Origin of the sequence: Mesorhizobium sp. M0106 (genome assembly GCF_040322715.1) — a bacterium.
Classification (GTDB): Bacteria; Pseudomonadota; Alphaproteobacteria; order Rhizobiales; family Rhizobiaceae; genus Mesorhizobium.
Genome location: NZ_JAMYUA010000012.1, coordinates 24,140 through 48,979, shown reverse-complemented (window position 1 = coordinate 48,979; position 24,840 = coordinate 24,140). Strand labels below are relative to the sequence as shown.

Genomic DNA, 24,840 nt, shown 5'->3' with positions numbered 1-24,840 from the left:
ATTCGGCTCTAACCTAGGCTTAGGCGCGACGCGGCGTCGCCGGGTCTTCCGGCATCCGTTGTGAAAAAAGCGACCGGGGATATTCAGTCTGAATGTCAGCCTGTGCCTGCTGCCCGAGTTCAGTCGTGTTCGCGCCCATCCGGGTCGAACAGGGCCGCCGCCTCATTGGCTTCTTCCAGCAGGAAGGTGAACACGCTTGAGTAGGACTTGGTCGAACCGGACAGAGGATCATCACTCTCCCAGCGAAAGACCCCCCGTCCGGATTCATGCCAATTAAATTCCTATATCCCCGAGTGAACCAATAAAGAGAACATCGTCTGGTGCATTGCCTGGCCGTCTCTGTACATTCGGTTCCAGTATGGAGAAGGGTTGTTGACCCGCCTCCACCAAATTCGTGCGTGACCAGCTACGTCGCAGCCCATAGACGCTTATATAATTCGCAAACAGACCTATCCCGTTGTGGAGCATGAGAAAGCAACGGAAATTATCTGGGAGTCGACGCGAAATTTCAGACTCCATCTGCCCAATTCCGATGGCGTCAAGTGGTGCATACAGCTGATGCAAATACGCTTGAGGCGCTCGATGTGGGGTATGGCCAATCCACTCGGTTCCATCCGGATAGGTCTTCTGCCCGAGGCGTTTCCATTTATCGACCAATGCTCGGATTTCTCTGTATGCACGAGCGTCTTCTTCGCTTGACCATTCTTCCTGCTTAGGCATTTCCTTAATAGGCTCCATTTACCCAGTTCGACGGGTCCGTAGGGTCTAATCTGTCGAACGCATCCATCGCATCGAAAACTTTACCAAGTGGCTCTAGCGACCGGCCGGAAGCCGACAATCTTTCGGCCATGACCAAGCCGGCCGAACCGGAGCCGACGATGATGAAATCATAGGTCTGCATGGCGGCTGCGGTCGGCTCCGGAATTCGGCCTCTAACCTAGGCTTGGGCGCGGCGCGGCGTCGCCGGGTCTTCCGGCATCCGATGTGAAAAAGCGACTGGCGCGATGCTCGGAGTTTTCATCCCGCGGTGATTAGCCGTCCAGTCTTCGTTTGGTCAATTCGACTTGATAGACGCTTCGCGGATGTCGATTGCGTCGCCATATGTTGAGAGATGTAACCAGCGCCAAATACCCGAATATTGCAAGCAGGCCCCACAAAATTCCAAGCACATTGATCGAGACAAAAATAACCACAAATCCAACTGCAGCCACGGTGTAATATCACTTATCCATTTGAGAGCTACTCATCTATCAGTCCTGGTTAGACGATTCGGTTCATCCGTTGTCGAGAATCTGCGGCCGATCGGCGATCTGACACTCAGGACGCTGGCCATGCCTTCGCTGTGCTTTGTCGACAAGCCGTCCAACCATTACAGGCGATGATCGGCAATCTACCTGAAATCATAGCGCACGATCGGGCGGGCCGGCGTCCTGCGAGCGACGACCCTGAACCCGGCGCGCGCGAAGGTGGAGGCATATCCGCTGCCGGAAGCGCTCGGCGATACGTCCGCGTCGAAAGGATAGGCTTCGAGCGCAGGAGCATTTGCGCGCCTCGCGAGTTCCAGTGCCTCTGCTATCAGCTGGAATGTTACGCCCCGCCTGCGGTATCGTTTTCGCACGTACAGGCAGGACAAGGACCAGACCGGCGCATCATCCACACGCTTGAGCTGCCACAGCCGATCGAGCCAGGGCAGGGCATCTCGCGGCGTCACCCGGCACCACCCGACAGCCGTATCGCCGTCGAAGGCGAGGATGCCTGGAGGCGGACCATGCTGGACGGCTTGCCGGAACGCTGCCTTGTTTTCCTCGCCGGGCCGCTTTCGATAAGAACGGCCGATCCGCCCGTACATACACCAACAGCGACTGCAGACGGCGCTCTCACCTGTCGTGCTCCAGCTCAGCGCAGAAAGCCAAGCACGGCCTCCATGAACTCGGCGGGGTACTCGACGTTCGACAAGTGAACCGCGGGCAGAACAACCAGTTTCGCGCCGGGCACCGTCGCCGCGATCAGCTCGCTATGGCTGGCGGCTGTCACAGTGTCGTGCCGGCCGGCGATCACCAGCGTTGGCCTGGAAATCAGCGCTATGGTTCGGCGAAGGTCCGCATCGCGAACCGCCGCGAACAAACCAGCCAAGCCTTGCCGGTCGATAGCCAGCAGCATGGCGCGAAATTCTTCGATGACGGGCCCGTTGGCCGCCAGCATTTTTTCAGGGAACCAGTTGCCCAGGAACATCTCGGCGGTTTCGGACATATCTGGCGCCTGCAGCACGGCGGCAATCCGCTCGTCAAACTGCTTTGCCGGTCCGAGGTAGGATGAGGTGTTGCTCAGGATCAATCGTTCGATCCGCTCGGGCGCGTGGATGCCGAGCCACTGCCCGACGAAGCCGCCCAACGACAGACCAAGGAAGTGTACGCGTTCAATGGCTAGGGCATCGAGCAGCTCGATCACGTCGCGGCCAAGCCGGTCGAGCGAATAAGCGCCGGCCGGAACGCTCGACCCTCCATGACCGCGAAAATCATAGCGCAGAACACGGAAATGCTTCGACAGCTCGTTGACCTGCATGTCCCACATCCGCAGTGTGGTGGCGATGGAATTCGACAGCATCAGCACGGGTTTCCCGGCGTCGCCGTCGATGCGGTAGGCGATGCGGGTACCATCGCCGACGGTCACGAAATCCAGCTCATTCATGGTGAATACACCTTCCTTCTTGGAGCGTTGAATGTGGCAAAGCCTAGCTGCGGCGCGCTTTTGATGATATTACAAAGATAGGACTATCTCTGTAACAGAAGCTGGCATGGCCGAATTCACCCTGCACGACCTGCAATGCTTCGATGCCGTGGTCCGCTGCGGCGGCTTTCAGCCTGCGGCGGCCATGCTGCATCGCTCGCACCCGGCGGTGTTCGCAGCCGTTGCAAAGCTGGAGCGGCACCTCGATCTCGTTCTCCTGGATCGCAGCGGCTATCGCGTGCGCCCCACCGAGGCAGGGCTGTCGTTCCATCGCAGGGCACAATCGCTGCTGCGCGAGCTCGAGGGCTTGCGGCTTCATGCTGCTCAGCTGTCAATGGGCGAAGAAAGCGAGATCCATGTGGTGATCGGCGACCTTTGCCCGCGCCCGCAGGCATTGGGCATGCTCGGACGGTTCTTCGCCCAGTGTCCGGGCACACGCCTGCATCTGCACTTCGAGGCGGTGGGCGGCCCGTGGGAGCGCCTCTTCGATGACGAAGCCGATTTGATCCTGCACTGGATCGACAAGAGCGATCCGCGGGTGGAATGGATCGATCTGTGCAAGGTGCCCTTCGTCCCAGTAGTGGCGTCGGGCTTTCTGCCGGAGCGCATCAAGCACCCCATCACGCCGGATCAGATGCACGCGTTCACCCAATGTGTCATGCGCGACACGGCCCGCCATTCACCGCAACAAGACTACTTCATGATCGAGGGTGCGCCTCAATGCATGGTGGCCGATCAGGGCATGAAGAAGGAAATCATCCTGCAAGGCCTCGGATGGGGCCACATGCCCCGCTTCCTGATTGAGGAGGAACTGCGCGACGGACGCCTGCAATCCGTCGCCGGCCGTCATCTGCCAGGCCGCACCGAGGAGTTGGTGGTGGCGCGCCGCCGCGACCGGCCGCACGGGCCGATCTCGAACCGTCTGTGGGATTATATCGAGCAAGAGGCGCCGACGTTGCGCCGAGCGCTCGAACCCCGGCAACCTGTCCAGTAGGCGAAGCCAGGGCTCGGCGAGGCCGTTTAGCGGACGGCCGAACCAGCAGCCTTACCCGCTTAATTCGATTGCTGCATAAGCTGCAGCAGTGAACTGCATCCCATCGCTATTCCCGCTGTTTATGAGGCGGATTATTGATGTCGCAAGGAGTTGGCCATGAACCGCGCCGACCCCCGCCCAAGAGTGGTCCGAGCGGTCGGCATCCGCCCCGGCAGCGACGACGTAGTCTGGGACTAGCTTCATCTGCAATTCGAAGGACAAGACCATGAATATCGACCGTCGAACGTTCGGCATCGGCACCTTTAGTGCTGGTGCCCTGCTACTTTCCCCGATCAGCCTCTTTGGGAGCAACGCTGCGGCTATCGCCGCCCGGTCTCCGGCTTCGCTTGCGAGCGCCCACAGGTTCATGCTCGGCGACCTCGAGATCACAGCACTGAGCGACGGCTACCTCAATCTCGGCCTCGAACTCTTCCCTTCCGCAGATACGGCTGCCGCCGAAGCGCTGCTGGCAAAGGCATTCCTGCCAAAACCACTCCCGACCTCGGTCAATGCTTACCTTGTCACCAAAGGCGACAGACGGGTGCTGATCGATACCGGCACGGCATCGGCGATGGGGCCTATACTGGGACATATACCCGAGGCGCTCGCCGCCGCTGGCGTCAGGCCGGAAGAAATCGACACGGTAATCATCACCCACCTCCATCCCGACCATGCCAACGGCCTTGTCGGTATCGGCGGCAAGGCCGCCTTTCCGGCAGCGGAGGTCGTGGTTGCCGCGCCGGAATTCGCTTTCTGGCACGATGACGGGATCCTATCCAAGGCGCCCGACCAGATGAAGCCATACTTCGAAATAGCGCGCAAATCGCTGGTGCCTTACCATGGCAAGGTCCGGAAGATCGAAGGCGAAGTCGAGATCGCGCCCGGGATCAGGGCATTGCCTGCGCCCGGACACACGCCGGGGCATCTCGCGCTTCGAATTGGCTCTGGTGACGCCAACCTGCTGCTCTTCACTGACGTAATCCACGCCTCCGCGCTGCAATTTGCGCATCCGGAATGGGCAATCGCCTTCGACGTGGACCAGCAGGCCGCAATCGCCACACGCAAGAAGGTGCTCGACATGGTGTCGGCGGATGGCCTGCTCGTCGCAGGCATGCACCTGCCCTTTCCAGGCATCGGTCATGTTATTCGCGAGGGCAACGCCTATGCCTACGTCCCGACGCCCTGGCCCGCTTTGTGAAGCACGCCTATTGGTAAGCTTTCTTACCTCGGCCATGGAATGCAATCCTGCTGGTGCGCTCGTCTAGCTCCGCACAGCATCTTTTCAATACTGTCGACCGATAGCCGAACCTCAGGCCGCGACCTGTTCAGTGGCGCGTTGACCTGTCCGTGCCATGACGATACGGGATCGGGACAATCGGCTTCGAGAGGATTGGCCAAATGGTGCATTACGCGGACGGGCGGCCGATCGGCGATCTGACGCTGCGCACGCTGGCCATGCCTTCCGACGCCAATGCGGCAGGCGACATTTTTGGCGGCTGGGTGATGGCGCAGATGGATCTCGCCTGCGGCATCCGCGCCGCCGAGCGCGCCAAGGGCCGCGTGGTGACGGCGGCGGTGAAGGAAATGTCCTTCGCCAAGCCGATGAAGATCGGCGACACGCTGTGCATCTATACGCATGTCGAACGCGTCGGCCGCACCTCGATGACGCTCAAGGTCGAGGCCTGGGCGCAGCGCTATCTCTCCGACCTGATGGAGAAGGTCACCCATGCCGACTTCGTCATGGTGGCGCTGGACGGCGAAGGCAAGCCGAAGGCGGTTCCGGCCGAAGGCTGACCCGGCCTGATTCCAGAAGACGGATTTAAACAGCCGTCTCTCCCGCGCGGGGGATGCGGACAGCGATCCCGCGTGGTCTTTGGCTAACGGGTTCCCGCATGCGCGCCTGCAGCGCGACCGACGGGATCTTGGGAGGAAAGACAATGCGTCAACACATGCTGAACGCTGCCCTGGCGGGTGCCTTTGCAGCCTTGCTCTGCCTGTCGTCCGCAAGCGCTTTTGCCGAGGTCAAAAAAGGCGATCCAGGCGCCACCTGCACGTCGGAAAACCGCACCATCAACGGGCAGGCGGCCAAGTGCGAGATCTGCTCGGCGACGAAATGCGACACCAGCGGCACGACGGTGAGCAATTGCCGCAAGGAGACGACCACGACCTGCACAATTGGCGGCAGGGTGGTCAGTCCCAACCCGAAATGGAACCGGATCGAGAAGCTGCCGAAGAGCAAGATGCAGTTACAGCAGTAGCGCTCATCCGAGGCTCCCCGACAGGTTCAAACCCTTGCAGCGCAAGGGTTCAGCTGTGCATGGCGTCGAACTTCTCGCGCGCAGCCTTGACGCGCTGGGTGTTCTTGCGCGCCCATTCGCCGAGCGCATCGACCGGCACCAGCAGTTCGTAGCCAAGATCGGTCAATTCGTAGTCGACCCGCGGCGGGATGGTCGGGAACACGGTGCGGGTGACGAAGCCGTCGCGCTCGAGCCCGCGCAAGGTCGTGGTCAGCATCTTTTGCGAAATGCCGCCGACGGCGCTGCGCAACTCGTTGAAACGCAGCGGCCCGTTGCCAAGCTTGCCGACCACGAGCACCGTCCATTTGTCGCCGACGCGCTGCAGGATTTCCGAGATGGCGCGGCAGTCCTCGGTGCGGTGCGGGTGCCTTGGTAACAAAAAAGTGCCTCCTTGCACATTGAGCGGCCAGTTACTCATATAGCTCAGGTATCTAAACGATACCAGTATTCCCGTAAGGAGAGCCCCCTCTATGTCAAAACCCAAAATCGCCATCATCATTGGTTCAACCCGCGCGGCCCGCTTTGCCGACGTCCCGACCCAATGGATTGCCAAGATAGCCAAGTCGCACGCCGACATCGACGTTGAAGTCGTCGACCTGCGCGATTTCCCGCTGCCGTTCTTCGATGAGGTCGCATCCTCCGCCTGGGTGCCGTCGCAGAACGAAGTGGCGCAGCGCTGGCAAAAGAAGGTCGCCGGATTCGACGGCTTCATCTTCACCGCCGCGGAATACAATCATGGCCCGACGGCCGTGCTGAAGAACGCCATCGACTACGCCGCCAACGAGTGGAACAAGAAGCCGGCCGGCTTCGTCGGCTATGGCAGCGTCGGTGGCGCGCGCGCGGTCGAGCAGCTGAGGCTGCATGCGGTCGAGTTGCAGATGGCGCCGGTGAAGTCCGCCGTACACATCGCCTGGGCCGATTTCCTTGCCGTCAAGCAAGGCGACAAGAAGCTCGATGAGTTCGAGCACCTCAACCAGGCGGCAACCGCGCTGGTCAACGACATTGCATGGTGGGCCAGGGTGCTGAAGACGGCGCGTCAGGCCGATGCCGTCGCCGAGGAAGTCAAGGCGGCCTGAGCACAGGTTCGAGCAGTCCTCCCAAGGATTAATTCTCCCAAGCGTTGGGGCGGCGCACGCGCCGCCCCTTTTGTTTACACGGCATGGGCGTCCTGCGCTTGCCGTGGTCTGATGATGCAATCGGCAAGGCGGTCCATCTCATTCAGCTCGTCGGCGTGATGCTGGCCCCACTGGCAAAGTGCCAGCAGGATCGGCTCGAGGCTGAGGCCGAGCCGCGTCGCCGAATATTCGACGCGCGAAGGTATCTCGGCAAAGATCTCGCGGCGGACGAGGCCGTGCTCTTCCATTTCGCGAAGCTGCTGGATCAGCACTTTCTGGGTGATATCGGGCATCAGCGCCTGCAGCGCCGACAGCCGCCGGGGCGCGTCGAAGAGATGGTACAGGATGACCGCCTTCCAGCGCCCCGAAATCACTTTCAGCGCGCGCTCCGCCGGCAGCATTGGCAGTCTCTTGATCGGCTTGGCCATGGTCACCTCCCGGTCAGCAGCGGACAAATTGGTGTGTAGTCGAAGCCAGGCAGATAGTGGCAAACAGCGGCCGATGCCAACAGCTATCGGTGCATGCGATGAGAGCCATTCAACTGAGCCGCTTCGGCGGGCCCGACGTTCTCGACATAGTCACGGTGCCGAAGCCTGAGCCGCAAGCCGGCGAGGTCCTGGTCCGCGTTCATGCGGCCGGGGTGAATTTCTTCGAAGTGCTGATGCGCGCGGATCGCTATGCGGTGACGCCGCAACTGCCGATGATCCCTGGCGTCGAGGCCGCCGGGATCGTGGAGGCGCTTGGGCAGGGGGTGGACGCTTCCTTGCTCGGCACGCGCGTCGCCGCGCCGTTGTTCGCCTCGAGCCGCCCGTTTGGCGGCTATGCCGAGTATGTGACGATCGACGCAAGCCTGGCCGTGCCCTTGCCGGATTCGCTCTCGTTCGAAAACGCGACGGCATTGATGGTGCAAGGACTGACGGCATTGTATCTATCGCGGCAAAGCCCGCCGGCCGGCAGATCGGTGCTGGTCGCCGCTGCCGCGGGCGGCGTCGGTTCGTTGCTCGTCCAGCTTGCCAAGCGCGCCGGCGCGAGCCGTGTCATCGCGGCAGCCGGCAGCAAGGCCAAGCTCGACCTTGCTTTGTCGCTGGGAGCCGATGCTGCCGTCGACTACAGCAACACGGATTGGCCGGTGCACGTCCGGGCAGCCACAGACGGCGCCGGCGTCGACATCATCTACGACATTGTCGGCGGCCCGCTGACGGCGGTTGCGCTGGAGGCTCTGGCACCTCGCGGAGAGTTGGTGTTTGCAGCACTTGGCAGATACGCGCTCGGCGCCCCGGAGATGGAGGCGATGATCGGCCGCAACCAGTCGCTGAAGGGTTTTGCCCTGCTGCCGTTGCTGTCTACGGACGGGCTCCGTGACGGCCTTTTGGAGCTTTTCGGTCTGGCCGCTGGTGGTCAGCTTGTGGTGACCAAAGGTGGCCGCTTCCCGCTCGACCAGGCCAGCCAGGCGCATCGCCTGCTGGAGGAGCGCAGCGCGACCGGCAAGGTCGTCTTGATACCTTAGTAGGTGCTCCGCAAGGATCCGGGGTTGTGCCGTACAGGCCGTCAGCGAACCCGGTAGAACGGATTTGGCAGCAGGAACAGCTTCTCCGCATGCCCCCCGAACAGGTCGGATGGCTGGTCACCGACATTGGCAATTATCGTGTAGCCGGCCTTTTCGATTTCGGCCCTTATGGGTGCCTTGAAATCTGCGGCGGAGCCGTATTTGGCCCCAGGCTGGACCATGTAAAGGTGCTCGTAGCCGGCATAGCCGGCCGACTGCAGGTTCTGTTCGGTTGCCTGACGCTGGTCCTCCGGACGTCCGGTGATGAAGAACACCGCGACTTTCGCCGTTCGCGCCTGCCGGAAAACCTCCAGCACGGCGTCGATGGCCGGATCCTTCGCAAGCTGATCCCAGGCGGCCCAGCCACAGGGACCATCGATTGCGATGTCGCAGGCGCCGCCGATCGGGCGGCCGAAATTGTCACGTGTGATCACTTCCCAGTTGGCCAAAGCCGTCTCGTCGATATCGAGCACCAGTGCGGGGCGAGGCACCTCCATTGCGCGCTTGATGACCCAGTCGCCTGCCTGCTTCGCCACAGCGGCAAGGTCGCGGTCATAGTCGCCGGAATCATGATAATTGGCAGCCGCCAGCATCGCATCGCCGACATTGGCTGGCTGGGACGGGCTTGTGAGAAGGAGCGAGTCGGAACGTGCCGGCGCAGGAACATTTGTGCCAATCATCAGCACGATTGCCCCGGCACGCGCAATTCTATTCCAACCAATCGCCCGCATCACGAGACTTTGCTGTCACGAGAAGTCGGCTGTCAAGCGAGGTCTTCCAAAGGTAGTGTCTCAGTTTGAAATTTGAAATATGCGAAAGCGCCTATCCCGGTTTGCTCGCCTAGGCGAAACCGCCTATGTGCTCAGCGGAAAGCATGGAAGGCACCCAATGTCAGATCCGATTCAGTTGCTACCATTCGCCTTGTTGACAGTCCTCACAGCAATCCCCGCGTGGGTGCTGTTTGGGCGACTAAGAATGTCTCGGGCGTGGGTGCTTCTCTCTGTGGTCCCGTTGGGAATGATAATCATTCTCTGGGTCGTCGCGTATAAGCGCTGGCCAATTCAGGAGGCAGCAATTGCCCACCGGACCTAAAGGCCAGAAGCGCCCCGCCGATGTGATCGGCAACGCCGTCCGCGTCATGCGCATGCAAGACTCCTGCGAGGAAGTCGTGCTTCGGTGGCCAGGCACGCCGCCACCGCCTGACTACGATGGACCGTCGTCTTAATTTCAAACTGAGACACTACCCTTCCACAGGTCCTCGAGACCGCGACGCTGAATTGGACATTCCAGATGCCGAATGTCTCTATGGGTTGCTGCACGCTACACGATTTCCGCCGTCGCGGTCTTTGCCTCCAAACAGGTGACGCACCGCCGGAACCGCCGGTCGAAATGCGTCACCCGAAAATCATGGCCGTCACGCGCTTTGCCGTGCCCTACGCCGCCTGAACGATCTCGACCAGTTCAACGTCGAACACGAGATCGCGCCCGGCCAACGGATGATTGCCGTCGAGCTTGACGCTGGTGTCGTCCACGCCGACGACTGTTACCGGCATCGGGCGCCCTTCCGGGGTTCTGACCTGCAGTCGAGCGCCGATATCGACATTGATGTTGTCTGGTACGCGGGCGCGGTCGACGGTCATGACCGCTTCGGGGCGGTGGGGGCCATAGGCGGCGTCGGCGGGAATGGTGACGGTGCTTTTCGCGCCCACCTCCATACCCTCGACATGGGTTTCGAGACCGGCGATCACTTGTCCTTCACCCAACGTGAATTGCAGCGGTTCGTTGCCGGAAGAATCGAACTGAGTGCCGTCAGCCAGGCGGCCATTGTAATTGATGCGCACGGTGTCGCCATTCTTGGCCTGTGTCATGATAGCCATCCTTTGAAAGTTTCGAGGGGCCGGCCAGAGCTCACGGTCCCGTCCTCGATCATCCACACACTTAGGTGCGCGGCGCGAAACGCTAAAACTAGGGACCTGGCTGCCGATGTAAACCCCGATTGCGCGACGCCGGCATGACCCGCCGGCGTTCGTCGCCTTCGGCAGCAGTGCACCGGTCTAGCAGTCATGCCGGCTCAGCCCATCCAGGCGGCGTGCAAATGGCGGCTAGATCAGGTTATGGCCGCCATCGATGCGGATCGTCTCGCCGGTCGTGAAGTCGCTTTCCATGAGGTAGAGGTAGGCGGCGGCGACGTCCGCAGCGGTCGGAATTTTTCTCGATGGCAACCGGGCAGCCATGTCGGCAAAGAAGCTGGATTTGGCTTCTCCAACAATGTCCCACATCGGTGTATCGACCCATCCGGGCTACACGACATTGACGCGCGTCGGGGCCAGTTCGAGCGCCAGGGCGCGGGCGAAGTAGCTGAATGAACCGGCAATCGCGGAGACGACCGAGCCTCCCGGCACCGGCGGCCGATCCTTATTTATTCCCGAGGTGAAGGTCATCGAGCCGCCGGCTTTCAGGGTGCGCACAGCATGCTTGGAGAGCATGACAGCGCCAATCAGCTTGTTATCGACGAAGCCTCGCACAGCCTCCATGTCGGTACTGCCGATCGGATCGCCGGGCGGCAGTGTTCCGGCGGTCGATACGAGGTGATCGAAGGGACCGACCTCGTCGAACAGGCGAGCGACGTCCGCTTCGTCGGTCATGTCGGCGACCACGCTGGTCACGCGGCCCGCATTGAGCGTCCGTTCGGCAGCCAGCAGTTTCTCGGGCGAGCGTCCGACGATCACGACCTTCGCTCCGCCGTTGAGAGCAGCTTCCGCGACGCCGAGACCGATGCCGGAACTACCGCCGACGACGATGACTTTCCTGTCCACGAGCGATGTCATGAGGGTTCTCCGTTCGTTGCGATTGCGGTGAGGGTCAGGCCTTGCCGGCATAGGCGGCTTCGAGGTCGGCGATGATGATCTTGCGCATCCCGTACATCGCCTGCCGGACGCGGTTGGCCTTTTCGCGATCCGGATCGGCACTGAGCCGCGGCAGGATTTCCGGGATGACCTGCCAGTAGACGCCGTATCTGTCGGTGAGCCAGCCGCAGGGTTGTGCCTTGCCGCCGCCGGCGGTGAGCGCCTCATAGTAGTAGTCGGTCTCGGCCTGGTCCCTGGTCTCGATGTAAAGCGAGAGCCGCTCGTTGAAGGGCGGCTGCGGCCCGGCATTGAGCGCAGTAAGGTGCAGTCCTTCGAGCTCGAAATCGAAGGTGGCATGCGGGACCGTCTTGTTGGTTCCGGACACCCAGTCGGTGTATTCGATGGTCTGGAGCGCTTTGCTGTTCTTGAAGACCGAGAGATAGAAATCGCGGGCTTGCTCCGCGTCGGTGTTGAACCAGAGGAATGGGTGGATGGTGGCCATGTCCGTTCTCCATTAATTCCTTGCGACAGCGATCTTTGGCGAAGAGCCTGTCCGCTGTTGCTTTCGTTCAGGCTAGCGGTGGTCCGACGGCCGATAGACCGAACCGTCCCAGTCGCGGGCAAACCCGAGGTCTTCGAGCCGGCGGGTCGAGAAGCGTGCAATCTGCCGCCCGGTCCGGCGCCGGCTGCTCGAGGCGAAAATGCGGCCGGCCATGCCGGTCAGGACGTCGACGATGGGTTCAACTCGTTTGGCGTTCATGGTGCTCTCCCAGAGTGGCGGCAGTTTTGGTTTCAGCAGTTGCCCCGCGACTTTCGTCAGCGAGAGTATCAGTCACATCAAACTCGCCTTTTGCAGCGGCGGTGAATGACTGATTACGCGAGCAAACATGCCGGCTTCTGGCCTGGACGACAAACGACTTATCGGCGACAATCTATGAGCATCACTCACACGTACAGGTATCGATCCATGCCCCGGAAGCTGCCTCCCCTCACCACTTTGCCAAGTTTCGAGGCCGCGGCGCGCCTGTTGAGTTTCTCCAAGGCGGCAGAGGAACTTCATGTCACCCACGGTGCGATCAGCCGGGCGATCAAGAATCTTGAGGATCAGCTCGGTGTGCAGCTGTTCGAGCGCGGTACGCGTTCGGTGAGTCTGACAGCCGTTGGCGAGCCCTATGCGCGGGCGGTGCGCGAGGCGCTCGCCCAGTTGGCCACCGCCACCGCGGCAGCAACAGCCCGCTATTCGAGCTCGACATTGAACGTCAGCACCTCCGATGGCTTCGCGGGCAGATGGCTGGTGCCGCGCCTCTATCGCTTTCACCGTGCGCATGGCGACGTCGATGTGCGGGTTTCGACAAGCGGGAAGCTGACCAACTTCCTCGGCGACGGCATCGATGTCGCCGTCCGTTATGGCAACGGAAACTATCCGGGGCTCACGTCAGAGTTCCTCACCGGCGAGGAGGTGTTTCCAGTGTGCAGCCCAAAGCTTCTTGAGGGTGCACATCCGCTCCGCACGCCTCAGGACCTCAAACACCACACGCTGATCCGCGACAGCTTTCCGATCGACTGGGCGACCTGGCTAGCAAGCGCCGGGGTCGAGGGCGTGGACCCGCAGAGCGGGATTACCTTCGACTCTGCCACCTTTGCCATGGAGTCGGCCGCACAAGGCGAGGGGGTGGTGCTCGGCCGGACCATGCTCGTTGCGGCCGACCTTGCCGCCGGGCGACTCGTCCGCCCCTTCGGCCACGCCCTGAAATCCCCCTCCAGCTTCTATTTCGTCTACCCGCCAGAGGCGATCCGTCAGCGCAAAGTCAAGGCTTTTCGGGATTGGCTGCTCTCAGAAGTCACGCCGCAAATGGACTGACGGGAAGGCCGAGAGAATAGGATCGTCTATATCGCGCAGTCACCATCGGCCCGCCCGAAACGCGGTGACGATCCAGGCACGCGAGTTGAAAAGCACACCGTCCGCGGTCAAATGCGCGTCGAGCAGATCGCGCAACCGCCGCAGCGCCGCGTCGACATCCACATCCGCGCGGGCGAGCGGATCCTTGACCAGTTGCAGGCCAAGCAAAGCGTCATAGGCCGCATCGACATCCTGGCCGTAGAAGACCGGCTCATGCACTTCGGCAAAGTCGACCGAAACAAAACCGGATGCACGCAAGATTTCCGCGGTGATGGCGGGGTCGCCAAGCGAAAACGGGGTGGCGGCGCCCCTCGATATGGCGGTCCCCGGCGCAATTGCCCGCTGAATGGCAGTTGCCCATTCGTTACGGTCCTGGCATTGCCATACCATCCACACAAGACGTGCCCCTGGTCGCATCGCCCGGGCGATATTGGCGAACGCCGCCGCCGGATCGGCAAAGAACATCACTCCAAATCGACTAATGCACAGATCGAAGCGGGCAGGCGGAAATACCAGCAATTGCGCATCGCCGCGCTCAAAGGCGACGTTTCGCAATCCCTCTTTCGCGCTACACTTCCGGGCGATCTCGAGCATCTGCGCCGATACGTCCACGCCGAGCACGCTGCCTTCCACCGCGACACGGGCAGCATCACGAGAGGATTGTCCCGAACCGCATCCGATATCGAGCACGCGATCGCGCGTTCCCACCTTGACCGCAGCCCTGAAGACCTCGTTGTGCCGTCGCAGTTCGGCGTCGTAAAACGCAGCGCAGTTCAGCACCATCGCACGCCTGCCTGGAGATGATGGGCCGGCAGCATTTCCGGCCGCTCTGCCCTGATCTTTTCGCGTCGGGCCACCCCCGAACTGTCAGCCGCGCCGCGCCGCCTCGATCGCTGCAACGTCGATTTTCTTCATCTCCATCATCGCCTCGAATGCGCGCTTTGCTTCATCGCCGCCGGCGGCCATCGCTTCGGTCAGCACGCGCGGCGTGATTTGCCAGGAGATGCCCCATTTGTCCTTGCACCAGCCGCAGGCACTTTCCTGGCCGCCATTGCCGACGATGGCGTTCCAATAGCGGTCGGTCTCCTGCTGATCGTCGGTGGCGATCTGGAAGGAGAAGGCTTCGTTGTGTTTAAACGCGGGCCCGCCATTGAGGCCGAGACAGGGGATGCCGGCGACCGTGAACTCGACCGTCAGCACGTCGCCTGCCTTGCCGGACGGGTAGTCGCTGGGAGCGCGGTGGACGGATTTCACCGAACTGTCGGGAAAAATCTCGGAATAGAAGCGGGCCGCAGCCTCGGCGTCCTTGTCGTACCAAAGGCAGATCGTGTTCTTGGCGATTGTCATTGCTGGTCCCTTTGCTTTCGAAATCAATCTGGGCTTTTGAAATCAACCCGGGTTTTTCACAGCTGGCCTCGGCGTTGCACCGGACATGGAAATGCGCTCGTGCCATCGACGTTCCGACAGCAGCAGCTGCCCGGAATAAGGTACCACGGCTGGTGCTTTCAGGACCAGATGCGGGCAGTGACTCGAACCGGCGATCGTCCGCCTGGTCCGACTGGCGGCCTCACTCTTTGCGTAGGGCAGCGCCGCTTTGCTCAAGGTCGCGCTGGCTTTCCGTTTGCGCGCCGTTGCCTCAGAAGGCGCATGAGCAAGTTCCGTCTGTCCTTGCGCGGGACGAGTTCGATATCGCTGACAAGTTTTGCCCCGCCCTTGTGCCGCTCCAATGTGATCTTGCGGCTGTGGAAGGCCTCCAGCTCGGCGCGGTGCGCTACGCTTATGATGGTGACCTTCGGCAATTCGCGAATAATCATCTCCATCATCTTGTCCTGGCTCTTCTCATCGAGTGCCGACGTTGCCTCGTCCAGCACGATGATATCGGGGCGGTGCAGCAGAAGACGCGCGAAGGCGAGGCGCTGCTTTTCGCCACCCGACAAGATCTGGTCCCATGGCGCGTCCTCCTCGATCCGGTCGTTGAGGTAGTCGAGTCCCACCTTGTCGAGGGCAGCCTTGATCTTATCCAGCGTCCAGTTGTCGGCGGCGCCTGGATAGGCGACAGCGCGGCGAAGCGTCCCGGTCGGGATGTAGGGCCGTTGCGGCAACATAAACAACCGTCTGTCGGCGCGGATGTTGACGCTGCCGCTACCCCATGGCCACAGACCCGCGACGGCCCGCACCAGCGTACTCTTGCCCGAGCCGGATTCGCCGGCGACGAGCACCCGCTCGCCTGGTTCGATCACGACCTCGGTTTCCTTGACCACGGCGGTGCCGTCGTCGAGCGACACGGAGAGATTGTTCAGGCTGAGCATCGCATCGCCGCCGGTCTCGCCGCGCTTTATGCGTCCCAGCGTGTTGCTCTGTTCCGCCCGCTCGAGCCCGTCGAGCGACATCATCAGCGAGGCGATGCGCCGTGCACAGGCGTTCCAATCGGCGAGACGGGGATAGTTGTCGACCAGCCATCCGAACGCGCCCTGCACGATGGCAAAGGCCGAGGCAGCCTGCATGACCTGTCCAAGTGTCATGCTGCCTTCGAGGAACTTTGGAGCGCAAAGCAAGACCGGCACGACAGGCGCAAACAGGCTCGACCCCTGAGACACCAGCGCCGTGCGCATGTGCTGACCTGCAAGGAGCGCCCATTGCCTGAGCACATGGGCAAATGTCTTGTCCACGCCGCTGCGCTCCTCCTCCTCGCCGCCGAGCAATGCGATGCTCTCGCCGTTTTCCCGCACGCGCGTCAGCGTGTAGCGGAACTCGGCTTCCGCCTGATTTTTTCCCTCGGAGAGGTGGACGAAATGGCGGCCAATGACCGCCATCGAAGTGGACGTGATCGCGGAATAGAGCACTGCGGTGATGACCAGGAAGCCGGGAACGGTGACGGTCGAACCTGCAATCGTCAGGGTCAGGGCGCCGCCGATCGTCCAGAGCACCACGATGAAGGTCGAGGCCGACAGAAATGCGACGATGACACCGGCGATGAAATCGACGGGCGATTCGGTGGCAATCCGCAAATCCTCGGCGATGCGGGCTTCGGGGTTGCTATGATCGCCGCCGACGAGGTTCAGCTGATAGTAGCGGCCGCTTGCGAGCCAGCGCGCGATGACCGCGGTGGTGAGCCAGGAACGCCAGCGGCGCTGTATCCTCATGCGAAAAAAGACTTGTGCCACCACAAGGCTGGCGCTTCCGAGCACGAGTGGCACGAAAACGGCGCTCAGCCAATATACGGTGTGGGCATTGCGTTGCTCAATGGCGTCGAAAATTGCGCGATTCCAGACATTGATCCCATACTGGAAGCCGACATTGGTGACGATCAGACCCAACAGCCCGATCGTCAACGGCCAGGCGACCCTGTCGCCACTGCCGCTCCAGTAACCGCGCGCGCTGATCCAGAAGCGCTTAAGCAGGTATCTCTTGCGCGCCCGCTCGGCCTCTTCAGGTGTCAGCTCGGGATCGGGTTCGGTGACATCCGGCGGCGGCGCGGGCTCGCCGACGATCTCGGACGCGACTTCGACAGTCGATTGTTTCTCGCGGCGCGACTTCTCGGCATCGCGCGATTGGGCGCCGTCAACCGATTTCAGCTTAAATTTAGCCTCGGGCATCCGGCGATAACGGCTTAAAAATCAGAAGGTTTCATAGCGTCCGCTCGAGATCCCAGATGCCAACAACGCCAAGGCTTCTCAGCTGTTCCGGTGCTCGCAGCAGCCTATGGTCGTTCTCGATGACAGGCTTTGATCGTTGCGGGGCAGACCGCCGAGCGTCGGCTGCGGGTCAGTCTGCAACAAAGCATCACCTGCTGCGATCTCGACAATTCGCTTCAGGCTCTCAAGATTTGTCCGCATGCTGCATTCGAAGAGGCTGGACGCAAGCGGCGCGAGAAGTGCCATCGGCCGAGTCAACAGGATCGAGGAGGAGAGGTCATCTCGATTGCGATTGCGAGCATCTGCTGCCCAGCCGGACCGCGCCAGCCCCGAATTCCGGAACAAGGGTGCGATTTTGCCGTTGAGCCAGAAACCGGAAGCGACCCGCATGTCCGAATTGCCGAATGAAGAGATCGAAGGGCGGCTGAACGCCCAGCGCGAGACTCTGGCGCTGGTCGTTGCGCTGCTTGCCAGCAAGGATACGGCACCCGAGCGAATATGGGCCGAACTGGAGGCCCGTTTTCAGTTTCAGAACAGTCAGGAGGACCCTGGCGTCCTGCCAAGCCGCGCATTCGCCATCGAAGCTGCGAAGATGCGGGAGTTCAAGCTGATCGCCGAAGAGGCGCAGGCGCGCAATGCGGAATGGAACGGCAGGGACAAGCCACAGGGCGCCAGCTGAAACCCCGGAGAGTGGATGCAGGACCGGCTATTTTACGATGACTGAGCAAGCGTCAGCTTTGCTGCAAAAGTGTACGTGCCAGCTCTTGCCATTCCTCGTCAAGCGTTAAGGTCGACGGCGCCGCGTTGCTGCGGCGATACCAATATTCCGCATTCGACTGGTCGCCTTCCTTGCGGTGGAGATAGGCATGCACGTGCATGCCCGCCGTGTCGTCGCGCTGCTGCGCGCACTCGTGCGCCTTAGCCCAATCGCCCTTTGCATCCCACCACAGCGCCTGCAGGGCAGGGCTCAAGCCGGCTGGCGGCTGTGGTTTTGCAATCGAATCCCTGAAGGCTTGCAGATCCATTTTTCCACCATAGTGACGTACAGGGCGCCGATAATACCCGCACCGGCAGCCGACTGGTAGCGTACTTTGGGCGGGACGACCGGAATGAGAGGACGTCCGATAACCGCACGGCCAGACGGTTGATTCGATGACGTGCATGAAATAGTGCGCACCACAACACCATGACGCCTGAGACAGCGAGGATGAGCCGATGACAGCCCCCGCGAAGCCGCGCCAATTCTACCACGGCACCCGGGCCGATCTTAAGCCGGGAGACCTGATCGAAGCCGGCTACAGCTCCAATTACGGCGTGCGAAAGCAGGCAGCCTGGGTCTATCTAACCGGCACTCTGGATGCGGCTATCTGGGGTGCAGAACTGGCCGCCGGTGACGGACGCGAAAGGATCTACATCGTGGAACCAACCGGCCCGATCATGGACGACCCCAATCTTACGGACAAGAAATTTCCCGGCAATCCGACGCAGTCCTATCGCTGCCGCGAGCCGCTCAGGATCACCGGCGAGGTCACCGAGTGGCAGGGCCACTCGCCCGAGCGGCTGAAAGAGATGAAGGACCATCTCGAACGGCTGAAGGCACAAGGCATCGAGGCAATCGATTGATCGCTGAGTCCTGCGATTGCCAAGCTTGGCTCTGACTTGCGGTCGGCGGCAGTCCCCGCGAAATACGGCTCCACGTCCGCAATGGGTCCGCGAGTTGTCGTTGCTTGCAGGGCTGGAGAGCGGATGCTCCTTTTCATCTCGTCGCGAACGTGATGATCTCTGGGCTCGAAGGGCCAAGTGGGCTGCCGTCAAAGCCGCCGAATTGCTGTTCGATCCGTAGCCCCGCGTTCCCCAGCAGGCTCGATAAGGCGTCCGTCTCGAGGAATCGCAAGGTGCTGCGACTAACTTGCGGAAGGCTCGGATGCTTTCCGCCGAACCTGTGGGTGAATGTCACCGTCTGTCCATCGAACGGCGTGATCACCTCTGTTGTGATCTGCACCAGCGACCCGTCAGGCAGCTCAACGACCACCGCATTTTCGGGTGTCCAGTGCTCCCACGCCCGCACCGAAGGGTTCCGCGTTTCGAACGCGAAGCATCCGCCTGGCACAAGGGCGTGTCGGACAGCCGCCATGAAATCCCTCAGGTCTTCGTCGCTGACAAGGGCCTGGAATGCGTGCCCCGTCATCACAATGAGATCAAACTCGGCTGTCCAGCCGGCCGATTGGAGATCGCCGAGAACCCATTCGATATCCGCGCGCGTTCGTGCGCGATCCAACACGCCGGGTGCTGGGTCGATGCCGCAGAGCCGCCCTGAATGTCCGGCCAGGCGTGCCTCGTGAAGGAGGGTGCCCGTTCCACATCCGACATCAAGCACCGCGTCTGCTGTTAGAATGCGGGGCAGGTAGAAATCATAGTCGTCGCGCGCAGATCTCGGGTGCCAGGCATCGTAGACGGCAGCGAGATATGGGTCGGCGAAAAGGTGGTCGACCATAGGCGGTATTCCCAATCAACTTTGACGTGCGAGCGGTGTCGCCGCCAGCATATAGCCCATAAGTCGCGTCGATCGTTACCGCACCACCTCGCGGTGGCGGCCGGGCAGGCGGGTGGCGATGAGCTTGTCGATGCGGCGGCCGTCGAGGTCGACGACCTCGAAGCGCCAGCCTTGCGCGTCGACACATTCGCCGGTCGCCGGCAGATGGTGCAAATGCGACAGCACATAGCCGGCGACGGTTTCGTAATCGCGGGTCTCAGGCAGGTCGATGCCGAGGACCTCTGCCATCTCGTCGGCCTGCATATAGCCGGCGAGCAGCCATGAGCCGTCCTCGCGCTTGACCGCGTTTTCCTCGTCGCCGGCGTCGAGGTCGGAACGGAATACGCCGGTGATCGCTTCCAGTATGTCGGCCGGGGTGACGATGCCTTCGAAATGGCCGTATTCGTCATGCACCAGCGCCATCGGCACGTCGGATTCCTTCAGCGTCGCAAGCACGTCCAGAGCGTCGGCCTGGTCATGCACGATTGGCGCGGCCCGCACGTGCCGGCGCGGGTCGAGAGCGCGGCCGGCAAGCATTGCGGCCAGCACGTCGCGGGTCTGGACGACGCCGATCATGGCGTCGACGCCGCCGTCGCCGGCCGGCAGGCGCGAATGCTGGGTGTCCATCAGCAGCTTCCTGATGGCCGCCTCGTCGGATTGCAGATTGATCCAGTCGACCTCGGTGCGCGGCGTCATCACCGCGCGCACAGCACGATCACCGAGCCGCATGACGCCGGCGATCATCCGCCGTTCGTCGGATTCGATGGTGCCGTGGTGCTCGGCTTCGGCGACCAGCATCTTGATCTCCTCGTCGGTGACCTTATCCTCGCTCTGACCGCGCTGGCCAAGCAGCCACAGGAGGGCGCGGCCGGAAAAATCGAGCAGGAAGACCAGCGGCGCCGAGACGCTGGCGAGGATGGTCATTGCCGGGGCGACCCTGACGGCTACCCTTTCGGGGTCGCGCAATGCGATCTGCTTGGGCACCAGTTCGCCGATGATCAGCGAGCCATAGGTGATGAGGGCGACGACGATGCCGACGCCGAGCGGATCGGCGAGGCTTTCGCGGATGCCGGCCGACGCCAGGGAGGTGGCCAGCCGCTCGCCGAGCGTGGCGCCGGAAAAGGCACCGGACAAGACGCCGACCAAAGTGATGCCGATCTGCACCGAAGACAGGAATTTTCCCGGATTGGCGCCGAGCGCCAGGGCCCGGCCGGCACCCTTGACGTTGCGGTCGATCATCGTCTTAAGGCGCGCCGGCCGCGACGAGACGATGGCGAGCTCGGACATCGACAGAAGGCCGTTCACGCAGATGAGGACGACCACGATGGCAATTTCAGCATAAAGCATGCCGGGTCCATAGCATTGCCGCGCGGTTTTCGAAAATAGGACGGGTCGCGCTTTTTAAATTTAGCGAGCCGGGCAATCAGGCGGCACCCATGCCGCATCCCAGGGCGGCGCGGAAAAATGCTCGATCAGGGCGTCGACGACGACGCGCACCTTTGGCGCGAGATTGCGTGTTACCGGCCAGATGGCATGCACCACGGTGTTTTCGACAAGACTGTCCGACAGAACCATTTCGAGCTCGCCGCGCCTGATGCTGTCGGCCGTCAGCCATGTCGGCAGATAGACGATGCCGCAGCCGGCCAGTACCGCATCGAGCATCGGTTCGCCGTGACCGAGCACCAGCCGCGCCTTGGGCGCGAATTTTTCGAGACGGCCGTCGACATGCCTGACGGTCCAGGGATGGACCGTGCCGTCGCGGCCGTAGCCGATGAGGCTGTGCCTGGCCAGATCCTCGATCGATAGCGGCCTGCCATGGGCGTCGAGATAGGCGGGGGCGGCGCAGATGGCCGAACGTTGGGCATAGATGCGGCGCGCGGCGATCGACAAGCTGTCGTCGAGGTCGCCCATGCGCACCGCCAGGTCGATGCCTTCCTCGATCAGGTCGACGCGCCGGTCGTTGAACGAGATTTCCATCGTCAGGTCCGGGAATTTTTTGGAAATGTCGAACAGAACCGGGGCGACGCACCGCCGGCCGAAGGCCAAAGGCAGGTCGACGCGCAGCCGCCCGGAAGGCACCTGCTTGCGCGAAGCCAGCAGTGACTGCGCGGCTTCGATCTCGGCCAGTGCCCTGACGCAGGCTTCGTAATAGCTCAGGCCCTCGCTGGTCGGGCTGAGGCTGCGGGTGGTGCGGTTGAGCAGGCGGACGCCCAATCGCTGTTCCAACTGCGCGATCGACTTGCCGACCGCCGATTTGGTGACATGCAGCCGTGCGCCAGCGCCGGTGAAGCTGCCGGCCTCCACCGCGTGAGCGAATGCGACGATGCCTTGCAAATTGGCTGATTCCAATGAAGCGCTCCTATTGTAGAGTTTTGCTCCTTAATCTGTTGCAGAACATGCCACATGGAAGCACTTTTCTCCATAGTGAAACGGCGTAAATGTCTCGCGCAATCATCAACCACGGAGCGCGAACCAAATGAGTACCGAAAACAGATCCTGGCAGATGAACGGTTTCGGCCTGTCCAGGTTGAAGCCGGCTGATGGAAAGCTGCCCCAAGCCGGGCCGCATGATCTTCTGGTACGAGTCACAGCGGTATCGCTGAATTACAAGGACAGGATGATCGTCGATGGCGTGCTGATACCGGACCTCAGCTTTCCGTTCGTGCCGACATCGGACGCGGTAGGCGAAGTAGTCGCCACCGGCAGCGAAGTCAGCCGCTTCGGCATCGGGCAGCGCGTGCTCGGCCAGGTGATCGCCGACTGGCCGGACGGCGACGCCCCGCCGGTGCTGCACAAGCATACGCTTGGTTCGTCACTGCCCGGCATGCTGTCCGAGCATGTGCTTTTTCATGAGGATGCCGCCGTGGCGGCGCCGCCGTCGCTCAGCGACATCGAGGCATCGACGCTGCCGATTGCGGCGCTGACGGCGTGGTTCGCGCTGGTCGAGGCGGCCAAGTCGATCCCGGGCGAAACCGTTCTCATCCAGGGCACCGGCGGCGTGTCGCTGTTTGCGCTGCAATTTGCCGCCGCCTTCGGCCTGCGCGCCATCGTCACCTCGAGCAGCGACGAGAAGCTCGAGCGGGCGAAGGCGCTCGGCGCCTGGAAGGCGATCAATTATCGCAGCCAGCCGGCATGGGACGAGGCCGCGCGCGAACTGACAAACGGGGCCGGCGTCAGCCATGTGCTGGAAATGGTTGGCGGCGACAATGCGCGGCGCTCGCTCAATGCGCTGGGCGCCGACGGCAGGCTGTCGCTCATCGGCCTTCTCGGCAGCATGGAACTCAATTTTCCGATCTTGCCGTTCATGCGCAACCGGATCGTCGTCCAGGGCATATCGATCGGTCACCGTCGTGCTTTCGAACGGATGAACCAGGCGATCGAGACGCTTGCCATCAAGCCGGTAATCGACAAGGTGTTTGGCTTCGACGAGGTGCCGCAGGCATTTGAGCGTCTGGAGACGGGACCGTTCGGCAAGATCGTGATCACCGTGCCCTGAGCCCGTCGGGACGAAATGGCTGTCAGACGGGAAGGCCGATTGCGCGCCTACGGCAGTTGCAGCAGGACCCCGATGATGGCCTTGCCGTCGGTGAAATAGGGATCGCCTTCGCCGTTGCGCCCGGTCTTCGTGGCGCCGACGCCTGGTATCTCGCTGGTCGAGATCAGCATGCCGGCGGCGGAGAGGTCGCGCATCAGCCCGTCGCGCTCGGCGTCGATGTCGGGGCCGATGTGATGAGTGATCGCGCCGGTGTCATGGCTGAGGCCGACGCCCCGGTCGAAGCTTGCCGAGCCGAGCCAGAGCGGCCGGCCGTCGTCTCCGGTCGCATCGGTCTGCCAGAAGCGGACGTGGTGGCGGCGGTCGGCGCTGTCGCCGACCGGCTTTTCGAAGGCTAGGTCCTGGGCGCGGCCTTCGAACAAAAGCCGGCTGACCGGCGCGTCGGGATAGGGGCGATTGAACAGCACGCTTTCGCCGATCTCGATGGCGGTCTTCAGCGTGATGGCGTCTGCCGTATCCCAACCGGCGACGGCAAAAGCATGGACAAGCTCCTTCTTGGTGCCGACAAGGCCGACATTGATCGGATCGCCCGGAATGCCTTGCGGCGTGTGCGTCACCATCTCGAATTGCTGATTGCGAAAATTGCGGTCCCGTAACGTCCAGAACTCAGGCGCGGCGAAATAGGCGAGCGAAAGATAGGCGGCACAGCATGCCACCAGCCAGGTCGTTGCACGTCGTCGAAGGCTCCGTTGGCTCAAGAGGCACCACCCAAGCGTCTGCGCACCATCTTAACCGGCGCAGCAAGTCTTGGGCAGGGGCTGCAATCAGCGGCAGGCGCGATAGCCGTTCTTGCGGTTCTTGATGTCGAAATGGAAATGGTTGCGGTGGTCGTAGTTATAGCCGGGGCCGAGCACGGTGGTGAAATACTGGCAGCCGTCGGCGCGCACATTGTTGAGGAAGCCGCGCGTGCGGAAGGCGAACAGGCCGGGCTTGCGGACGTCGATGTCGTCGCCATTGTTAAGCTCGATGCTCATCACGTCGAGCGCATTGCCCTTGCCGTGTTCCGACAAAACACCTTCGCCGGCAATCCTGCGGCAGGAATAGCTCGAGCCCTGGTGGATGGTCTTGACGCCTGAAAAATAGCGCCAGCGGGCCGACGGCACGAGTTCGTTCCTGGTCCAGCCGGCAAAGCTGGCGGCCATGTCGCAGGTCAGCGTCGCGGCCGGCTTCATCTCGACGCTGCCGATGGCCGACACCTTGACAGGATAATCGATGCCGCACTGGCCTTCATGGATCGGCGCCACGTCGGTGTAGACGACGCCGAGGCGTTTCAGTTCCTTGCGGCAATCGATCTCGGTGGCCGGCATCTGTTCGGCCGGCGACATCGGGTTGTCCAGGCGCGGATAGGCGGCCGTCATAAAGGGATTGGACGGGACGAGGCGCTGCATACCCGAATATTGCGGCCCGGAATCTTGCGCGCCGGAATATTGCGCGCCGGAATTGGGCGGGACGGCAGCGGTCTGGCTGCCGACATCGACGGCCGGCTGCAGCGACAGCACGCTGCCGGTATTGCAGGCTGAGACCGCCGCCACGGCAAGCAGGGCGGCAAGCCTGCCGGCTATGCGCGCGCATTCTATGTGCCGCGCAGCGGCAAGCGCAGCGCGAAGTAGCCCGGCCATCGGAAGGGTTCCTGTCCCCAGATGGCACAGACTCTA

Annotated in this window: 29 protein-coding genes and 1 pseudogene; 10 read left to right on the top strand and 20 right to left on the bottom strand. The window is 62.1% G+C overall.

The genetic code is table 11. The features are described 5' to 3' along the window. Positions 1 to 724: 724 nt before the first annotated feature. The 3 genes from NKJ55_RS14320 to NKJ55_RS14310 all read right to left on the bottom strand — a co-directional run bounded on the left by NKJ55_RS14320 (position 725) and on the right by NKJ55_RS14310 (position 2,688). Positions 725 to 901 (bottom strand): hypothetical protein, encoded by a 177-nt coding sequence (locus NKJ55_RS14320; RefSeq protein WP_352450472.1) that lies wholly within the window; start codon positions 899 to 901, stop codon positions 725 to 727. A gap of 489 nt (positions 902 to 1,390) precedes the next feature. Beyond that, positions 1,391 to 1,849 (bottom strand): GNAT family N-acetyltransferase, encoded by a 459-nt coding sequence (locus tag NKJ55_RS14315; protein WP_352450471.1) that lies wholly within the window; start codon positions 1,847 to 1,849, stop codon positions 1,391 to 1,393. Between the two features lie 47 nt (positions 1,850 to 1,896). Then, the gene (locus NKJ55_RS14310; protein ID WP_352450470.1) at positions 1,897 to 2,688 is read right to left on the bottom strand and encodes an alpha/beta fold hydrolase; all 792 of its coding nucleotides are present in this window, start codon (positions 2,686 to 2,688) and stop codon (positions 1,897 to 1,899) included. A 106-nt stretch (positions 2,689 to 2,794) separates the two neighbouring features. Here NKJ55_RS14310 and NKJ55_RS14305 point away from each other — a divergent pair, with 106 nt between their 5' ends. The 4 genes from NKJ55_RS14305 to NKJ55_RS14290 all read left to right on the top strand — a co-directional run bounded on the left by NKJ55_RS14305 (position 2,795) and on the right by NKJ55_RS14290 (position 6,018). Beyond that, positions 2,795 to 3,721: a LysR family transcriptional regulator gene (locus tag NKJ55_RS14305; RefSeq protein WP_352450469.1), complete on the top strand. Its 927-nt coding sequence runs from the start codon at positions 2,795 to 2,797 to the stop codon at positions 3,719 to 3,721. Positions 3,722 to 3,986: 265 nt separating this feature from the next. Next, positions 3,987 to 4,958: an MBL fold metallo-hydrolase gene (locus NKJ55_RS14300; protein WP_352450468.1), complete on the top strand. Its 972-nt coding sequence runs from the start codon at positions 3,987 to 3,989 to the stop codon at positions 4,956 to 4,958. A 200-nt stretch (positions 4,959 to 5,158) separates the two neighbouring features. Next, positions 5,159 to 5,554: an acyl-CoA thioesterase gene (locus tag NKJ55_RS14295; RefSeq protein WP_023678380.1), complete on the top strand. Its 396-nt coding sequence runs from the start codon at positions 5,159 to 5,161 to the stop codon at positions 5,552 to 5,554. 143 nt (positions 5,555 to 5,697) lie between these two features. After that, entirely contained in the window at positions 5,698 to 6,018 is a 321-nt protein-coding gene (locus NKJ55_RS14290; RefSeq protein WP_352450467.1) for a hypothetical protein, read from the top strand. 49 nt (positions 6,019 to 6,067) lie between these two features. On the opposite strand, the gene NKJ55_RS14285 is transcribed toward NKJ55_RS14290, so the two are convergent. After that, complete coding sequence (locus NKJ55_RS14285) at positions 6,068 to 6,436, bottom strand: winged helix-turn-helix transcriptional regulator (RefSeq protein WP_352450465.1); 369 nt, start codon at positions 6,434 to 6,436, stop codon at positions 6,068 to 6,070. 91 nt (positions 6,437 to 6,527) lie between these two features. Here NKJ55_RS14285 and NKJ55_RS14280 point away from each other — a divergent pair, with 91 nt between their 5' ends. Next, positions 6,528 to 7,133, top strand: coding sequence for an NADPH-dependent FMN reductase (locus NKJ55_RS14280; protein ID WP_023678377.1), 606 nt, complete (start codon positions 6,528 to 6,530; stop codon positions 7,131 to 7,133). A gap of 74 nt (positions 7,134 to 7,207) precedes the next feature. On the opposite strand, the gene NKJ55_RS14275 is transcribed toward NKJ55_RS14280, so the two are convergent. Then, positions 7,208 to 7,600 (bottom strand): winged helix-turn-helix transcriptional regulator, encoded by a 393-nt coding sequence (locus tag NKJ55_RS14275; protein WP_352450464.1) that lies wholly within the window; start codon positions 7,598 to 7,600, stop codon positions 7,208 to 7,210. 98 nt (positions 7,601 to 7,698) lie between these two features. Between NKJ55_RS14275 and NKJ55_RS14270 the strand changes: the two genes are divergently transcribed. Further along, entirely contained in the window at positions 7,699 to 8,679 is a 981-nt protein-coding gene (locus tag NKJ55_RS14270) for a quinone oxidoreductase family protein (RefSeq protein WP_352450463.1), read from the top strand. Positions 8,680 to 8,720: 41 nt separating this feature from the next. Here the strand turns inward: NKJ55_RS14270 and NKJ55_RS14265 are convergent, their stop codons facing one another. The 5 genes and pseudogenes from NKJ55_RS14265 to NKJ55_RS14245 all read right to left on the bottom strand — a co-directional run bounded on the left by NKJ55_RS14265 (position 8,721) and on the right by NKJ55_RS14245 (position 12,324). Beyond that, entirely contained in the window at positions 8,721 to 9,398 is a 678-nt protein-coding gene (locus NKJ55_RS14265) for an HAD family acid phosphatase (RefSeq protein ID WP_352450462.1), read from the bottom strand. 753 nt (positions 9,399 to 10,151) lie between these two features. Beyond that, on the bottom strand, positions 10,152 to 10,586 hold the full coding sequence (locus tag NKJ55_RS14260) for an FKBP-type peptidyl-prolyl cis-trans isomerase (RefSeq protein ID WP_352450461.1): 435 nt from the start codon (positions 10,584 to 10,586) through the stop codon (positions 10,152 to 10,154). A gap of 234 nt (positions 10,587 to 10,820) precedes the next feature. Further along, a pseudogene (locus NKJ55_RS14255) lies at positions 10,821 to 11,546 on the bottom strand (SDR family oxidoreductase). 34 nt (positions 11,547 to 11,580) lie between these two features. Then, entirely contained in the window at positions 11,581 to 12,066 is a 486-nt protein-coding gene (locus NKJ55_RS14250; RefSeq protein WP_352450460.1) for a VOC family protein, read from the bottom strand. 72 nt (positions 12,067 to 12,138) lie between these two features. Beyond that, positions 12,139 to 12,324 carry a DUF1127 domain-containing protein gene (locus tag NKJ55_RS14245; RefSeq protein ID WP_352450459.1) on the bottom strand — a complete coding sequence of 62 codons (186 nt, stop codon included), beginning with the start codon at positions 12,322 to 12,324 and terminating at the stop codon, positions 12,139 to 12,141. A 207-nt stretch (positions 12,325 to 12,531) separates the two neighbouring features. Between NKJ55_RS14245 and gcvA the strand changes: the two genes are divergently transcribed. Then, complete coding sequence (gene gcvA, locus NKJ55_RS14240; RefSeq protein ID WP_352450458.1) at positions 12,532 to 13,425, top strand: transcriptional regulator GcvA; 894 nt, start codon at positions 12,532 to 12,534, stop codon at positions 13,423 to 13,425. Positions 13,426 to 13,464: 39 nt separating this feature from the next. On the opposite strand, the gene NKJ55_RS14235 is transcribed toward gcvA, so the two are convergent. The 4 genes from NKJ55_RS14235 to NKJ55_RS14220 all read right to left on the bottom strand — a co-directional run bounded on the left by NKJ55_RS14235 (position 13,465) and on the right by NKJ55_RS14220 (position 17,489). Then, positions 13,465 to 14,247 carry a class I SAM-dependent methyltransferase gene (locus tag NKJ55_RS14235; RefSeq protein WP_352450457.1) on the bottom strand — a complete coding sequence of 261 codons (783 nt, stop codon included), beginning with the start codon at positions 14,245 to 14,247 and terminating at the stop codon, positions 13,465 to 13,467. Positions 14,248 to 14,331: 84 nt separating this feature from the next. Further along, positions 14,332 to 14,805: a VOC family protein gene (locus tag NKJ55_RS14230; protein WP_352450557.1), complete on the bottom strand. Its 474-nt coding sequence runs from the start codon at positions 14,803 to 14,805 to the stop codon at positions 14,332 to 14,334. A 257-nt stretch (positions 14,806 to 15,062) separates the two neighbouring features. Then, positions 15,063 to 17,060, bottom strand: a complete 1,998-nt coding sequence (locus NKJ55_RS14225) for an ABC transporter ATP-binding protein/permease (protein ID WP_352450456.1) — start codon at positions 17,058 to 17,060, stop codon at positions 15,063 to 15,065. Positions 17,061 to 17,138: 78 nt separating this feature from the next. Next, positions 17,139 to 17,489, bottom strand: coding sequence for a hypothetical protein (locus NKJ55_RS14220; protein WP_352450455.1), 351 nt, complete (start codon positions 17,487 to 17,489; stop codon positions 17,139 to 17,141). Between NKJ55_RS14220 and NKJ55_RS14215 the strand changes: the two genes are divergently transcribed. Beyond that, on the top strand, positions 17,488 to 17,778 hold the full coding sequence (locus NKJ55_RS14215) for a hypothetical protein (RefSeq protein ID WP_352450454.1): 291 nt from the start codon (positions 17,488 to 17,490) through the stop codon (positions 17,776 to 17,778). The genes NKJ55_RS14220 and NKJ55_RS14215 overlap by 2 nt on opposite strands. A 52-nt stretch (positions 17,779 to 17,830) precedes the next feature. Here the strand turns inward: NKJ55_RS14215 and NKJ55_RS14210 are convergent, their stop codons facing one another. Further along, positions 17,831 to 18,124, bottom strand: a complete 294-nt coding sequence (locus NKJ55_RS14210; RefSeq protein WP_352450453.1) for a hypothetical protein — start codon at positions 18,122 to 18,124, stop codon at positions 17,831 to 17,833. A 190-nt stretch (positions 18,125 to 18,314) separates the two neighbouring features. Here NKJ55_RS14210 and arr point away from each other — a divergent pair, with 190 nt between their 5' ends. After that, on the top strand, positions 18,315 to 18,722 hold the full coding sequence (arr, locus tag NKJ55_RS14205) for an NAD(+)--rifampin ADP-ribosyltransferase (RefSeq protein WP_352450452.1): 408 nt from the start codon (positions 18,315 to 18,317) through the stop codon (positions 18,720 to 18,722). A 133-nt stretch (positions 18,723 to 18,855) separates the two neighbouring features. Here the strand turns inward: arr and NKJ55_RS14200 are convergent, their stop codons facing one another. From NKJ55_RS14200 to NKJ55_RS14190, 3 genes are all read right to left on the bottom strand, one after another. After that, on the bottom strand, positions 18,856 to 19,593 hold the full coding sequence (locus tag NKJ55_RS14200) for a class I SAM-dependent DNA methyltransferase (protein WP_352450450.1): 738 nt from the start codon (positions 19,591 to 19,593) through the stop codon (positions 18,856 to 18,858). Between the two features lie 75 nt (positions 19,594 to 19,668). Continuing rightward, positions 19,669 to 20,979 (bottom strand): hemolysin family protein, encoded by a 1,311-nt coding sequence (locus tag NKJ55_RS14195; RefSeq protein ID WP_352450448.1) that lies wholly within the window; start codon positions 20,977 to 20,979, stop codon positions 19,669 to 19,671. A 60-nt stretch (positions 20,980 to 21,039) separates the two neighbouring features. Continuing rightward, entirely contained in the window at positions 21,040 to 21,981 is a 942-nt protein-coding gene (locus NKJ55_RS14190; RefSeq protein WP_352450447.1) for a LysR family transcriptional regulator, read from the bottom strand. A gap of 127 nt (positions 21,982 to 22,108) precedes the next feature. Here NKJ55_RS14190 and NKJ55_RS14185 point away from each other — a divergent pair, with 127 nt between their 5' ends. Then, positions 22,109 to 23,128, top strand: coding sequence for a zinc-dependent alcohol dehydrogenase family protein (locus tag NKJ55_RS14185; protein ID WP_352450446.1), 1,020 nt, complete (start codon positions 22,109 to 22,111; stop codon positions 23,126 to 23,128). Positions 23,129 to 23,175: 47 nt separating this feature from the next. Here NKJ55_RS14185 and NKJ55_RS14180 read toward each other — a convergent pair whose 3' ends face one another. Both NKJ55_RS14180 and NKJ55_RS14175 read right to left on the bottom strand, forming a co-directional pair. Further along, a complete protein-coding gene (locus NKJ55_RS14180; RefSeq protein WP_352450445.1) occupies positions 23,176 to 23,883 on the bottom strand; it encodes an LssY C-terminal domain-containing protein in 708 nt (235 codons plus the stop codon). A 66-nt stretch (positions 23,884 to 23,949) separates the two neighbouring features. Then, on the bottom strand, positions 23,950 to 24,804 hold the full coding sequence (locus NKJ55_RS14175) for an extensin-like domain-containing protein (RefSeq protein ID WP_352450444.1): 855 nt from the start codon (positions 24,802 to 24,804) through the stop codon (positions 23,950 to 23,952). Between the last annotated feature and the right edge of the window lie 36 nt (positions 24,805 to 24,840).

Excerpts from the sequence above, each read along its gene's own strand:
- NKJ55_RS14320 (WP_352450472.1), bottom strand. The coding sequence starts at position 901 with ATGCAGACCTATGATTTCATCATCGTCGGCTCCGGTTCGGCCGGCTTG.
- NKJ55_RS14315 (WP_352450471.1), bottom strand. The coding sequence starts at position 1,849 with ATGTACGGGCGGATCGGCCGTTCTTATCGAAAGCGGCCCGGCGAGGAA.
- NKJ55_RS14310 (WP_352450470.1), bottom strand. The coding sequence starts at position 2,688 with ATGAATGAGCTGGATTTCGTGACCGTCGGCGATGGTACCCGCATCGCC.
- NKJ55_RS14305 (WP_352450469.1), top strand. The coding sequence starts at position 2,795 with ATGGCCGAATTCACCCTGCACGACCTGCAATGCTTCGATGCCGTGGTC.
- NKJ55_RS14300 (WP_352450468.1), top strand. The coding sequence starts at position 3,987 with ATGAATATCGACCGTCGAACGTTCGGCATCGGCACCTTTAGTGCTGGT.
- NKJ55_RS14295 (WP_023678380.1), top strand. The coding sequence starts at position 5,159 with ATGGTGCATTACGCGGACGGGCGGCCGATCGGCGATCTGACGCTGCGC.
- NKJ55_RS14290 (WP_352450467.1), top strand. The coding sequence starts at position 5,698 with ATGCGTCAACACATGCTGAACGCTGCCCTGGCGGGTGCCTTTGCAGCC.
- NKJ55_RS14280 (WP_023678377.1), top strand. The coding sequence starts at position 6,528 with ATGTCAAAACCCAAAATCGCCATCATCATTGGTTCAACCCGCGCGGCC.
- NKJ55_RS14275 (WP_352450464.1), bottom strand. The coding sequence starts at position 7,600 with ATGGCCAAGCCGATCAAGAGACTGCCAATGCTGCCGGCGGAGCGCGCG.
- NKJ55_RS14270 (WP_352450463.1), top strand. The coding sequence starts at position 7,699 with ATGAGAGCCATTCAACTGAGCCGCTTCGGCGGGCCCGACGTTCTCGAC.
- NKJ55_RS14265 (WP_352450462.1), bottom strand. The coding sequence starts at position 9,398 with ATGATTGGCACAAATGTTCCTGCGCCGGCACGTTCCGACTCGCTCCTT.
- NKJ55_RS14260 (WP_352450461.1), bottom strand. The coding sequence starts at position 10,586 with ATGACACAGGCCAAGAATGGCGACACCGTGCGCATCAATTACAATGGC.
- NKJ55_RS14250 (WP_352450460.1), bottom strand. The coding sequence starts at position 12,066 with ATGGCCACCATCCACCCATTCCTCTGGTTCAACACCGACGCGGAGCAA.
- NKJ55_RS14245 (WP_352450459.1), bottom strand. The coding sequence starts at position 12,324 with ATGAACGCCAAACGAGTTGAACCCATCGTCGACGTCCTGACCGGCATG.
- gcvA (WP_352450458.1), top strand. The coding sequence starts at position 12,532 with ATGCCCCGGAAGCTGCCTCCCCTCACCACTTTGCCAAGTTTCGAGGCC.
- NKJ55_RS14235 (WP_352450457.1), bottom strand. The coding sequence starts at position 14,247 with ATGGTGCTGAACTGCGCTGCGTTTTACGACGCCGAACTGCGACGGCAC.
- NKJ55_RS14225 (WP_352450456.1), bottom strand. The coding sequence starts at position 17,060 with ATGCCCGAGGCTAAATTTAAGCTGAAATCGGTTGACGGCGCCCAATCG.
- NKJ55_RS14215 (WP_352450454.1), top strand. The coding sequence starts at position 17,488 with ATGTCCGAATTGCCGAATGAAGAGATCGAAGGGCGGCTGAACGCCCAG.
- NKJ55_RS14220 (WP_352450455.1), bottom strand. The coding sequence starts at position 17,489 with ATGCGGGTCGCTTCCGGTTTCTGGCTCAACGGCAAAATCGCACCCTTG.
- NKJ55_RS14210 (WP_352450453.1), bottom strand. The coding sequence starts at position 18,124 with ATGGATCTGCAAGCCTTCAGGGATTCGATTGCAAAACCACAGCCGCCA.
- arr (WP_352450452.1), top strand. The coding sequence starts at position 18,315 with ATGACAGCCCCCGCGAAGCCGCGCCAATTCTACCACGGCACCCGGGCC.
- NKJ55_RS14200 (WP_352450450.1), bottom strand. The coding sequence starts at position 19,593 with ATGGTCGACCACCTTTTCGCCGACCCATATCTCGCTGCCGTCTACGAT.
- NKJ55_RS14195 (WP_352450448.1), bottom strand. The coding sequence starts at position 20,979 with ATGCTTTATGCTGAAATTGCCATCGTGGTCGTCCTCATCTGCGTGAAC.
- NKJ55_RS14185 (WP_352450446.1), top strand. The coding sequence starts at position 22,109 with ATGAGTACCGAAAACAGATCCTGGCAGATGAACGGTTTCGGCCTGTCC.
- NKJ55_RS14175 (WP_352450444.1), bottom strand. The coding sequence starts at position 24,804 with ATGGCCGGGCTACTTCGCGCTGCGCTTGCCGCTGCGCGGCACATAGAA.